Raw genomic sequence first — 11,962 nt, 5'->3', positions numbered from 1 at the left:
GCGCCTCGCCGTTATCTTGCAAGCGCGTTGATCTGCGTCGGACGGGTAACGGGCTGCGCGTAGGACCGGTTGTCCGTGTCCAGCAGCTCGGTGTTGCCGTTCAGGGCGAGCTGCACCTTCGGCGCCTTAGTCGCTTCGGTCATCGTCAGGACAAGCGCCTGCATCATGTCGGCCGGCACTTCCGGCACGGGCGCTTTCGGCACCCAACCCTTTTCCTGAAGCTTGACGACGACCGTGTCGGACAGGACGCTCAGCTGTTCGACGGACGTGTCCGACACGAGAACCGGCTCCAGCTTCTTCGTGTCGCTGGGCCCTTTGATCAGCTCGTTCAGCGCGGCGCGCGCCCGGTCCGGCTGGCGGTCGACGAGACGGGTGACGGGGACGAAGTAGCCTTCCCCTTCGGCCGTCTTGGCGGAGAAGTACAGCGTGACGGCCATCGAGCGGCTGGCCTTCACTCCTGCGGCCTGCTCGAGGTTGATGCCCATGTCCCGCGTCAGGACGCTTGCGATCGGCAGCCCCGACGGCAGCGAGGTCAGCGGCTTGCCGTCCAGTTCCAGCCGGACTTTCTCCACGCCTGGCAGCTCCGTCATCGTCCAGACGAGCGCTTCGACGACCTTGCGCTCCTGCGATGCGGCGATGGTCGGCAGCGGCGAAGCGAAGTCGATCGTGACGACGCCGTTCGCCAGATCCTTGCGCACGGCCTTGATCTTCGTGCCCTGCGGCAGAATGGGCGTGAAGCCGGGCGGCAGCTGCATGGCCAGCTTCGGATCGGCGGTCATCCAGGCGATCGCGGTCTCTTCCGGCGACCGGGACGTCTTGCCGTCATCGGCCTGAGGCTGGCTGAGCGTCATCGGGGCGACAAATCCGTGGCGGTCTTGCAGATACACCGTCAGCCCGTCGGCGATGGCGACGGATGAAGCCGAAGCCGCGGCTTGTTCCGTCTGCTGGAGCATCTGCGATTCTACGTCTGCAGGAGGCTGGTCGATCGGATCCGAGCCCTTCCCCTGCTGTCCCGCGAAGCTGCATCCCGCGATGAGCAGGACCAGGCCTGCGGAGGCGATCAGTTTGGCGGAACGTCTGCGTACGGCGCTTGCGATCATGAACGATTCCTCCCGTGCGGGGGAGCTTGGTTTTTCCCTTCCCCCGATTTGTAGTACTATGTATACGAGCCCCCCGGGCTTTTATGTACGGTTTGTCCCGCGGGCGGCCGTCAAGTTTGGAATCGACTTATTCGCCGGCCCGGAGAATATACTAGCGAGGGAGCCGGGTTCGGCGCGGATTCCATGAACGGATGCAAAGAAAGAGGTGCTGACATTGTCCAATCCAGGCGTTTACCGGCTCAACAGCAAAGTGGTGGCGAACGCCACCCAAGAGTGGCTGACCAAGCGCGGCGTATCCAAGGAGCAGATCGGGCAGCTCGTCATGCTGCTCCAGAAGGATTATTTTCCGGAGCTGACCTTGGACGAGTGCGTCGTCAACGTGGAAGCCGTTTTGTCCAAGCGCGAAGTGCAGAATGCGATTCTGACCGGCATTCAGCTCGATATGCTGGCGGAGGAAGGCAAGCTCCTTCCGCCGCTGCAGGATATGATCAAAAACGACGAAGGCTTGTACGGGTGCGACGAGGTGCTCGCGCTCAGCATCGTCAACGTATACGGAAGCATCGGCTTCACCAACTTCGGCTACGTCGACAAGTTCAAGCCCGGCGTGCTTAAGAAGCTGAACGAGAAAAACGGTCGGGACTGCCATACGTTCCTCGACGACATCGTCGGCGCGATTGCCGCGGCGGCTTCCAGCCGCATCGCCCACCGCAAGCAGGCGGAGCGGGAAGCGGTTCAGGAAGCGTTGGAGCAGGAAGGCCAAGCGTAAGAACGGATCCCGCAATTGGTGCCGGTCTGGATGTGCATCGGCCTGGTCGACACGATCACGCCGCCGTCCACCTTCTTCGCCGCTTACAATCGCCTGACATGCGACAAGGAGATCGCCGTCTCCCGCAATTACGGACGCGAAGGCTTCCCCGGCAGCATCGTGCCGCGGCTGCAGCTGTTCATGGACGTGCTGCAAAACGAAGCAGCAGTCTGACCTAAGCGCCGATAATCCCGTCAAAAAGCCTTGGCCGACCGGCGCCGCTTCGCGGCGTAGTCTGCCAAGGCTTTTTTTGGGACGCGCTAGGGATCTGGCTATCGAATTGGACCTTCCATTTCCCAGGCAATGGAGGTTTCCGGCACGTGCAATCCTGCCTATCCTGCCTCGACTTTCGAAATAGCGGAAATCAGCTACGCGGTCGTACCGTCGGCTTTCGTCCCGACCGCTTGTCGCATGTCCTCGCTCGGCCGAAACCGGATGAGCGGCTTCCCGACTGCCTGCCGGACGGCCCCGTCCGCACTCTCCTCTACCCGTTCCACACGCCCGGACCGTTCCAGGCGGACGAGATGCGCGATCGTTTCGGCCATCGCGAACCGCAGATTGTGCGCGTTGCCCTGCAAACGGGCGCCGAACAACCGCTCGCACATCTCGAAGGCGGAAAGCGGCTCGCCCGCCTCCGCGGCAAGCTCGGCCATTCGACGCAGCCGGCGTTCGTGATGGGCGACGATCGCTTCGACGCGTTCGCCGAACCGGTCGAACGGGTCCCGGTGGCCCGGATAGGCCCGCGCGACCTCCAGCGGGCGCAGCGCCTCTAAACTGTCGAGAAAAGCGCCAAGCGGGTCGGGATCCGCATCCGGCATCCAGCCGATGTTCGGCGTGATGTCCGGCAGCACCTGGTCGCCGCAAAGCAGCAGCCCTCTGGCCTCATCGTAGTACGACAGATGCCCGGGCGCATGCCCTTCCCCGGCGATCGGCGTCCACGACGCCCCGCCGAACGCCAGCGGCGCGCCCGCTTCGACGAGCCGCACCTCCCGCGGCGGTGGATTCACCTGCGCCTTCACGCCTTCCAGATGCGCCTGCATCGCCGGCACAAGCTTCTCCGGTAAACCGTACGAGCGGAATGCCGCGATCAGCTCGTCCGAGAACGTCTCCCCTTCGCCCCACAGCTTTTCCGCATAAACGCGAGCCTCAGCCGACAGATAAACGGAAGCCCCCGTCCGCTCCTGCATCCAGCCGGACAAGCCGTAGTGGTCGGGATGATGATGCGTGAGCACGATTCCCGTCACGTCCCGCCAGCCGATGCCGAGCGCGCCGAGCGCCGCTTCCCAGCAAGCTTCGGCATCCGCGGATCGCAAACCCGGATCGACGACCGAATAACCGGCGCCGTCCGGCAGCACGTAGCTGTTCACCCATTTTAACGAAAAAGGAAGCGGCACCCGAAGCTGCACCCACCCGTTTTCGTGTCTCGTCCATGTCCCCGCCTCGCTCATGTCGCACGCCTCCCCGTAACTTTATTCCATCTTCAGGCCCGCTTGGCGGGTGCTTGAATACAACCCGTTCCGGGCTCGTTTACCCGCGTTCCACATCCTCCAGTATAGAGTTTTTGGGCAAAGGTGGCCAATCACCTAAGAATAGATGTCCTCATATGATGGAGTATTCTCGCCTGCCCCCGGGAAGGACGCTACGAGATCCTTGCCAGATGCCTTCGCCAGACTTCTCAAGCACGGTGGAAGGAGAACGATCATGCCTACCCCAAAAGTCGACGTCCAGGTCATCAGCTCCGGCATGATGGATGGCGACGTCCTGATGCTGGGGGAATCCGTGATGAAGCAAGCCAAAATCCCGGCCAACCAGCATCTTGTCCTTCAATTCGGTTCATTCAGGGAATCCGTCTCCGTTACCCCGATCCCTCGCTACGACGGATTACGCATTAGCCATTCGCTCGCCAGGCGGATGGGCATTCAGACCGGCACGCCGCTGCGCATACAGTACCGGCAGGCGACGCGAACCCTCTCGCTCGGACCGGTGATCGGCGTTTTGATCAGCCGGGACTATCCGCAGCAGCCCGACAAGCCGTTCGGCTCGATCACGATGTTCTGCCGGGAGCTCGTCGCCGCCTGCCGCAACCAGGGCGCGTTCGTATACTTCTTTACGCCGGACGACATCGGTTCGCAGACCGGCACCGTCGAAGGCTGGGTGTATCAGTCGGGCTGGCACAAGACCTCGCTTCCCGCGCCGGACGTCGTGAACAACCGACTGACGTATCGCAAGCTGGAAAACCGTCCGAGCGTTCAGAAGTTTATGAACGAGATCAAGCAGCGGCACGGCGCCCAGGTGTTCAACGAAAAATTTCTCGACAAATCCGAGGTGTTCAGCGCGCTCAAGGGCGATTCATCGCTACAGCGCTACTTGCCCGAATCGCACTCCCTGCAGAACTACACGATGCTCAAGAACATGTGCTCGCGCTATCCGGTCGTCTTCCTGAAGCCGGTCCGCGGCTCCTTGGGCAAAGGGATCATTCGCCTCTCCCGCGTCGGCCAGGAAGGCTGGCAGGCGTCCTTCACGACGACAGGCGGGGCGAAACGGCAAACGTATCCGAACCTGCTGAAGCTGTTCTCTGCGATCAGCGGCAAGATGAAATCGGTCCGGTACTTGATCCAGCAAGGCCTGACGCTGATCGACGTCGGCGGCCGGCCGGTCGACTTCCGCGCCTTGACGCAGAAAAACGCGACCGGCAAGTGGACCGTCACCTCCATCGTTGCGCGGACGGCGGGCAATCAGCATTACGTGTCGAACCTGGCGCGCGGCGGGACGCTCTCGACCGTGCGCGAGGCGGTCGGCAAGACCAATCTGCCCCTGGCCGGCCGCAAGGACGCCTCGGCTCGGCTGCGCAAGGCGGCGCTCGACATCTCCCGCGGGATCGAGGACCATATCCCCGCCCATTTCGGGGAGCTCGGCATCGATCTCGCACTTGATACGTCCGGACGGATTTGGCTTCTCGAAGTGAACTCCAAACCGTCCAAAAACGACAATACACCATTAAACGAGGGGAAAATCCGTCCTTCGGTACGGATGATGATTCAATATGCCCGCTATCTCTCCGGTTTTTGACGGCGCGGCAGGCCGCACCGCCGTACGCGCCGCCTCCGGGCCGGCGCAAGGCCGTTCCGATCGGCGCCGTCTTGCGATCGGAATCCTCGTCTGCGAACGCCCGGGGCCGACGCCGTTCGCCGAAGCTTCGTTCGTGCGGCGCCTGCTGGACGCCGCCTGCCGACACGGCCTGCAGGCGTTTGCCTTCGACCCGTCGACCTTGGAGGACGCCAGCCGTACCGTTCAGGGCTGGCATCGGTCGCCCGAGGAGGGATGGGTCCGCACCGACGCCCAGGTGCCCGACCTGCTCTACGACCGCGCTTGGCCGGACAACGCCGCCGTCCGCTACCGCTTCCGAGAGGGGCTCGCCCGGATGAGGGCCGCAGGCTGCTTTCACTTGTTGAACGGACGGCTGCCCGGCAAATCGGAAGTGCTGCGGACGCTGTCCCGCTACGAGGACATCCGGCCGCTCCTGCCGCCGAGCGCCCGTTACCGCGGCCCCGTCTCCCTGTCCTCCTGGCTGAGCGTCCATGGGGAGTCCGCCTTTCTCAAGCCGACGCATGGCTCCCAGGGCCGCAGGGTCATCTCCGTCGCCCGCCGGCGAGAAGCCGGCGCCGTCGACCTGCGCGGCCGTGATGGCGCCAATCGGCCGTTTCGCTTGGATCGCATGGAGGAAGCGACGGCGCTTCGCCGCATCGACCGCTGGATCGGCAGGCGTCCGTACCTGATGCAGCCTTTGCTCGACCTGCGCAACGATCAGGGCGAGCCTTACGATTTGCGCGTGCTCATGCAGAAGGACGGCAGCGGCGCCTGGACGCCGGCGGGCACGGTCGTACGCTGCGGCAAGCCGGAGTCGGTGACCGCCAATCTTCACGGCGGAGGCCGGGCGGCGAACGCCCTTGCGCACCTGTCCGTCCTGTTCGGGGAATCGGCCGCCAAACCATTGCTTCGCGACGTCGAGCTCGCTTCGCATGCCATCGTTTCGCGCTTGGAACAACTGTACGGACGCTTCGCCGAGCTCGGATTGGATTTCGGCGTCGACCGGGAACGCCGACTTTGGTTTCTCGAAGCGAACACCAAGCCCGGCCGCGCTTCCATGATCTGTGCCGGTCCGGCAGCCGTACAGCAAGCCGCGGACAGACCGCTCGCCTATGCGAGATACATCCTGCTTCGATCATCTGGGAGGGTATTCCATGAGTTTGACCCTATGTAACGTCCATTTCACGCAGCAGTCCGAGAAGATCGTGTGGGTGTCCAGCCCGCTCGCGAAGCTGCTGGAGCTTAACGGACGGAAGACGATCAACGTCAAGCTCGGGCGCGACGTCGTGACGGCCACCGTGCGTACCGTCAAGCGCAAAGGCCACCACGTCTTCCTGTCCGCCGGCCTTCGCCGCTCCGTCCGCATCCCGAAATCCGGCAACGTTTATCTGGCCAACGCTGACAGCGAAGAGATCCAGCTCGGGCCTCTGATCGGCGTGCTGACGGACGGCAACCGATCGCCCAGCGCCCCGTTCGGCCCCCGCACGGGCTTCGTCAAGCAGCTGTTGGCGATGGGGCAGAAAAAAGCGTACTTCTTCGCCTTCACCCCGCGCGACATCAACTGGCAGCAGGAAACGGTACACGGCTGGTTCCTGAACGGAAGCGGAGGTTGGATACGCAAAGTCGTCCCCCTCCCCGATGTCGTCTACAATCGGCTTCCGAGCCGTCGCGCCGAAACGGGAACGGCCATCACCGCGCTCCGGGAAAAGTTCGTCCGGCGCCGCATTCCGTTTTTCAACTGGAGCTTCTTCAACAAGTCCGACGTCTACACGCTGCTCGACAATGACCCGGAAGCGCTGCGCCATTTGCCCGAGTCGGTCAACAATCCGTCTCCCGAAAAGATCAAGGAACTGCTGGAAAAGCACCAATTCCTCTACTACAAACCGACGGGCGGCAGTCTCGGCATGGGGATCTACCGGCTCACGTACCATCCGCGACGAGGGTACTTCGTCCGCTACCGCAGAGGTTCGAGCAACGTGCTGCTTCGCTTCACCAATTTCAACAGCTTGATGAAGATGCTCCGAGCCCGCCACGGGAGCGGTCTGTCCGGCTACGTGGTCCAGCAGGGCATTCGGCTGGTCGAGATCGACAACTGTCCGATCGATTTCCGCTTCCACATGCACAAGGACGGCAGCAACAACTGGGTTGTCGCCGGCATCGGCGCGAAGAAAGCCGGCCGCGGCAGCGTCACGACCCATATCAAAAACGGCGGCCAGCTGATGACGCCGGAGCAGGCGCTGAGCCGGACGTTCGGCAACCGGTCCGGCGAAGTGCTCCAAGACGCCAAAGACATCGCCGTCCGGCTGTCCGAAGCGATTGAGCGCAACTACAACCATACGCTCGGGGAGCTGGGGCTCGATATCGGCATCGACCGCGACGGCGACGTATGGATGTTCGAAGCGAACGCGAAGCCCGGCCGCTCCATTTTCAAGCATCCGGCGCTGAAGGAACAAGGGAGGGCATCGCTCGGCTACATTCTGGACCATTGCCTCTACCTGAGTAAATTCCGAAAGAAGGATGAATCTTGATGAAGCGGAAAACGCAAGTCGACGTTTCCTCCTTCGCGGAGGCGGCCATCCAAAGCAGACCGGTACTCGCGATCCTCACGATCGACGACGACATCCAGCTGTTCCGGGGCAACCGCCACAACTTCTCCGATTTGCTCGCGACGGGCGAAGAGCAGGGATTCCTGACCTACGTCGTCACGGTCAAAAACCTGAAGCTTTCGAGCGCGAGGGTGATCGGCTACACCTACAACGCATCTAAGGACAGTTGGATGGAAGCCTGGTTTCCCCGCCCGAACTTCGTCTACAACCGCATCCCTCAGCGCGAAGACGAACGGCTGCCATGGGTTAAAAAGAAGCTCGCCGCGATCGCGAACCGACCCGACATCATTTTGTTCAACCGTCGCTTCTTTAACAAATGGACGCTGTTCAAATGGCTGAACGAGGCCAGAAGAACGCGCGCCTACGTGCCGGAAACGCGGCGGCTCACCGAGCCGCTCGTCCTCTCCTCTCTGCTGAAGCGCCATTCGCAGATCTATCTGAAGCCGATCATGGGCAAGGCCGGCGTCGGCATCATGAAGGTACGCGTATTGCCGGAAAGGCAGCTGCCCTATCGGCTGCAAATTCAGGAAGAGCGAGGCAGCCGCACCTACAACTGCGCAACGATATCCCGGCTCTGGTCGCGCATCCGCAGACAGTCGAAGGCGGCGGGAGAACCCTATATCGCCCAGCAGGGCATCTCGCTCGCTTCGGTGAACGATCGGCCGTTCGACCTGCGCGCGCTGATCCAGAAAAATCAGAACGGCGTCTGGGAACTCACGGGAATCGGCGCCCGACTCGCGGGCAATACCAGCATCACGACCCACGTGCCGCGCGGGGGCAGCATCGAGGATCCGGAAAGGTTGCTCGTTTCCGTCTTTGGGCAGGAGAAAGCCCAACGGGTGTTAAGCAAAGTCAAGAACACCGCCGTCCTGCTGGCCAGCCGGATCGAGCGAGCCTCGAAGCATAGGATGTGCGAGATGTCGATGGATCTGGGTGTCGACGAGACCGGCCACGTATGGTTCTTCGAAGCGAATTCGAAGCCGATGAAGTTCGACGAACCGCATATCCGGCAAAAATCGCTCGAACGCATTTTCCAATACAGCCAGTATCTGCATCGCCAGTCGCAGCACAAGGGAGGCGGATCCCGATGATCGTCCGGTTATTGGCATCGGAAGAGTGGGAACGCGCGCGGTTCCCGCTGCTCCGCTTCGTGCTGCGCCATAGCGACCGCCGCATCACCCAAGCCGGATGGCGAAGGATGGTGAACGCGGGCAAAGACGCGCTGGCCTTGCCGGGCACGGCCGTCGCGGTCGCCTTCACCGCCTGCGGCCAGCCCGCGGGCGTCGCCTTCGCCCAAGGCTATGGCGAAGACGCCTGCCTGGTCGCCGTGCATCCGGCGCTGCGGGGCCGGGGCATCGGCCGCCGGCTGCTGATGCGGTTGGCGGAGCCATGGGGACGGCTGTCGTGCAACGTCGCCGCCGACAATCCGGCCAGCCTCGCCATGTGCCAGGCGGCCGGCTTCGCTTCGTCGGGCCTGCATGTCGGTCCGACGGGCAAGCCGACACTGCGGCTCGTCTGGCGCCCTGCGTCCGAGTCCGACGTCGGCGTGCCGGTCTTACCCGGCGCTGCCGAAGGGCGCTCGAAGTCCGCCCGCCTGACGGCATCGGAGCGGAGGTGAGTCGGGATGGCCCAGCCCGTTCTCGGCATTCTCACCCTCTACCTGAGCGACCGCAGAGGGATCGAGGATAAGCCCGTCTACGAGAAGATGATCGAGGAGGGTCGAAGGCTCGGGATGAACGTCTTCGTGTTCACCCCCGATGACGTCGACGACGTCAATGCGCGCATCAACGCTATGATCTACAAGCCCGAAACGAAATCCTGGCACCGCAAATGGGTTCGTTTCCCGAACCTCATTTACGACCGCTGCCGCATTCAGCGAAGCAAGCGTTTCGATCGACTGCTCGCCTTCCGCCGGAAATACGGCCACCTTGCCTTCCTCAACCGGCCGCTGCGGAACAAATGGACGGTCTACCGCACGCTCGGCAAGGTGGCGGCGTTCCGCGACCATCTGCCGGCGACGCGGCTGTACCAGTCGGCCGACGACGTTACGGGTCTTCTCCGCAAGCATACGCTCGTCTACGTCAAGCCGATCAACGGCACGGGCGGGCGGGGCATTCTGCGCATCGAGCGGCTCGCCAGCGGTGCCTACAGCCTGCAAGGGCGCGATCTCAACCGCCGGATCGTCCAGCCCAGGCGCGTGACCCGGGAACAATTGCCCGCCGCAATCCGGTCGTGGAATATGCACGGGAATCGCTATATCGCGCAGCAGGGCTTGCACATCAAGCTGCCGAGCGGCCGCGTCCACGACTACCGCATGCTCGTGCAGAAGAACGGCTCCGGCGAATGGGAGGTGACGGGCTGCGCGGGCCGCGTCGGGCCGCCGCGCAGCATCACTTCCAATCTGCATGGAGGCGGCGAAGCCGTCTCCATGAACACGCTCCTTCGTCAGTGGATCGACGACGAAGATCAGCTGTCGCAAATTCGAGAGACGGCGGAGAAGCTCGGAATCGGCGTCGCCCGGCATCTCGAGTCGACCTACGGCGCGCTGTGCGAGCTGGCGCTGGATCTGGCGATCGACCGCCGGGGCCGCGTCTGGCTGCTCGAGGTGAACCCCAAGCCCGCGCGCGAGGTGTTTATCCAGGCGGGCGAAAAGGAGACGTATAAGACGGCGATCCGGCGTCCGATGGAGTACGCCCTCTGGCTGTACGGCCAGCGGCGCGCCGGACGCAACAAGTCGTCGGCCGGTACGTCGCGGACGGGCGGCACCGGCGCGCGTCCCGGCACCCGGACCAGCCCTCGCCTGTCAAGCTTTCCGCCCTTGTTCGGCTACGATCTGCGCGATTCGGAAACGCCCTAAGGCAAACGAAAAGGCTGTCTCCGCCAGGTCCATCGGACCCGGCGGGGACAGCCTTTTGATTTTCGGACGCGCGAGGCGCGCGGCCGGGTCATGCAAGCGATTCGGAACCGTCCGCCGCGACGAGATCGAGCAGCTCGGAGAACGACTGGATAACCGCATCCGAGCCGTCCAGCTCGCCTTCGCGGCGGAACCCGGCGTAGTCGCAGCCGACGACGAACAAGCCGTTGCGCTTGCCCGCCTCCACGTCGGACGAGCGGTCGCCGACCATCCACGCCGTGTTCACGCCGTGCCGGTCAAGCAGAAGATGCACGAGGTCCGCCTTGGACGCGGTGTTGTATTCTCCCGCGCTGTAGAAGCCCTCGAACAGGTCTCCGATGCCGCGCAGCCGGGGGACTTCCTTGACGTAGTCTTCCAGGCCGTTGCTCGCGACGAACAGCCGAACGCCGAGCGCGCGAAGACGGCGCAGCGTCTCCGGCACGCCGTCGTACAGCTCGCCGCGGCCCTGCCGCAGCTCCTCCATCTCGTATTCGAGCAGCAGATCGTTCGCGCGCGCGTGCGCGGCTGGCGAGCCGTCGGGCATGACGCGCTGCCAAATATGTTCGAGCAGCATGCCCAGCGAGCCCAGCAGGAGCTCGACCGGGGGCTGTGGCGATTGGTACAGGCCTTCTTCCTTCAGCTTGTCGAAGACGCGGGTGTGGACCGTCTCGAGGAGCGTTTCCGTGCGGAACAGCGTACCGTCGAGGTCGAACAGCATCGCTTCCGGCAAAGGATGTCTAATCATGGGGATCTCCTTCGTTTTTCCCCATCATACCGGACCTGTCGATCGGCGGCAACCGTTGGCAGCGCTGCCATCTTTATTTTTCGTGCAGGCGAGGCATCGGGCGATCGTCTTGTTACCGGGGCGTCAACGCGGCGTTAAGGGGACGTAAAAAATACGCCGGGATCCGTGTGGAAGGGTTGAAGCGGAACGCTTCGCGCCCGTCCCCGGTGACCGCCCCGTGACGGATGCAACCGGATTTGCCGCCTTGAGCGGCCGCCAAGTGGGAGGAGTCCCGGACTCCTTGTTCGTCTATTCGCTTTTCTCCCGAAGAATGTGAGTAGTTTAATTACCTACATCGACGCTGGGCCGCCACTTCACCCAAATGTGAGTAGTTTAACTACCTACATCGTCGCCGGGCCGTCACTTTCCCCAAATGTGAGTAGTTTAACTACCTACATCGTCGCTGGACTGCCACTTTCCCCAAATGTCAGTAGTTTAATTACCTACATCGACGCTGGACCGCCACTTTCCCCAAATGTGAGTAGTTTAACTACCTACATCTCGTCGGGCCGTTACTTTCCCCAAATGTGAGTAGTTTAATTACCTACATCGACGCTGGACCGCCACTTCACCCAAATGTGAGTAGTTTAACTACCTACATCGACGCTGGACCGCCACTTCACCCAAATGTGAGTACTTTAACTACCTACATCGTCGCCGGGCCGCCACTTCACCCAAATGTGAGTA

General features: G+C 62.7%; 11 protein-coding genes. 8 read left to right on the top strand and 3 right to left on the bottom strand.

The window, feature by feature from the left end:
• Positions 1–11 precede the first annotated feature (11 nt).
• On the bottom strand, positions 12–1,100 hold the full coding sequence (locus LKX83_RS21830) for a GerMN domain-containing protein (RefSeq protein WP_227884881.1): 1,089 nt from the start codon (positions 1,098–1,100) through the stop codon (positions 12–14).
• Between the two features lie 214 nt (positions 1,101–1,314).
• On the opposite strand from LKX83_RS21830, the gene LKX83_RS21825 reads away from it, so the two are divergent.
• Together LKX83_RS21825 and LKX83_RS21820 are read left to right on the top strand one after the other, a co-directional pair.
• Entirely contained in the window at positions 1,315–1,866 is a 552-nt protein-coding gene (locus tag LKX83_RS21825) for a phosphatidylglycerophosphatase A family protein (protein ID WP_227884878.1), read from the top strand.
• An 18-nt stretch (positions 1,867–1,884) separates the two neighbouring features.
• Positions 1,885–2,079 carry an acetylxylan esterase gene (locus LKX83_RS21820; RefSeq protein ID WP_227884876.1) on the top strand — a complete coding sequence of 65 codons (195 nt, stop codon included), beginning with the start codon at positions 1,885–1,887 and terminating at the stop codon, positions 2,077–2,079.
• A gap of 194 nt (positions 2,080–2,273) precedes the next feature.
• Here the strand turns inward: LKX83_RS21820 and LKX83_RS21815 are convergent, their stop codons facing one another.
• Positions 2,274–3,353: an MBL fold metallo-hydrolase gene (locus LKX83_RS21815; RefSeq protein WP_227884874.1), complete on the bottom strand. Its 1,080-nt coding sequence runs from the start codon at positions 3,351–3,353 to the stop codon at positions 2,274–2,276.
• A gap of 253 nt (positions 3,354–3,606) precedes the next feature.
• Here LKX83_RS21815 and LKX83_RS21810 point away from each other — a divergent pair, with 253 nt between their 5' ends.
• From LKX83_RS21810 to LKX83_RS21785, 6 genes are read left to right on the top strand one after another with little or no spacing between them, the layout of a single operon-like run.
• A complete protein-coding gene (locus tag LKX83_RS21810; RefSeq protein WP_227884872.1) occupies positions 3,607–4,974 on the top strand; it encodes a YheC/YheD family endospore coat-associated protein in 1,368 nt (455 codons plus the stop codon).
• Positions 4,949–6,166: a YheC/YheD family endospore coat-associated protein gene (locus tag LKX83_RS21805; RefSeq protein ID WP_227884871.1), complete on the top strand. Its 1,218-nt coding sequence runs from the start codon at positions 4,949–4,951 to the stop codon at positions 6,164–6,166. The genes LKX83_RS21810 and LKX83_RS21805 overlap by 26 nt, the downstream gene beginning before the upstream one ends.
• Entirely contained in the window at positions 6,147–7,520 is a 1,374-nt protein-coding gene (locus LKX83_RS21800; protein ID WP_227884869.1) for a YheC/YheD family protein, read from the top strand. The genes LKX83_RS21805 and LKX83_RS21800 overlap by 20 nt, the downstream gene beginning before the upstream one ends.
• Positions 7,520–8,689, top strand: a complete 1,170-nt coding sequence (locus tag LKX83_RS21795) for a YheC/YheD family endospore coat-associated protein (RefSeq protein ID WP_227884867.1) — start codon at positions 7,520–7,522, stop codon at positions 8,687–8,689. The genes LKX83_RS21800 and LKX83_RS21795 overlap by 1 nt, the downstream gene beginning before the upstream one ends.
• Positions 8,686–9,216 carry a GNAT family N-acetyltransferase gene (locus LKX83_RS21790; protein ID WP_227884865.1) on the top strand — a complete coding sequence of 177 codons (531 nt, stop codon included), beginning with the start codon at positions 8,686–8,688 and terminating at the stop codon, positions 9,214–9,216. Before LKX83_RS21795 ends, LKX83_RS21790 begins: the two co-directional genes overlap by 4 nt.
• A 6-nt stretch (positions 9,217–9,222) precedes the next feature.
• Positions 9,223–10,455, top strand: coding sequence for a YheC/YheD family endospore coat-associated protein (locus tag LKX83_RS21785; RefSeq protein WP_227884864.1), 1,233 nt, complete (start codon positions 9,223–9,225; stop codon positions 10,453–10,455).
• Positions 10,456–10,543: 88 nt separating this feature from the next.
• On the opposite strand, the gene LKX83_RS21780 is transcribed toward LKX83_RS21785, so the two are convergent.
• The gene (locus LKX83_RS21780) at positions 10,544–11,236 is read right to left on the bottom strand and encodes an HAD family hydrolase (RefSeq protein ID WP_227884862.1); all 693 of its coding nucleotides are present in this window, start codon (positions 11,234–11,236) and stop codon (positions 10,544–10,546) included.
• Positions 11,237–11,962 lie beyond the last annotated feature (726 nt).

This window comes from Cohnella baijiui (genome assembly GCF_020731285.1).
Lineage (GTDB): Bacteria > Bacillota > Bacilli > Paenibacillales > Paenibacillaceae > Cohnella.
The sequence above is the reverse complement of the archived record's forward strand: the minus strand, read 5'-3'. Positions and strand labels throughout refer to the sequence as shown.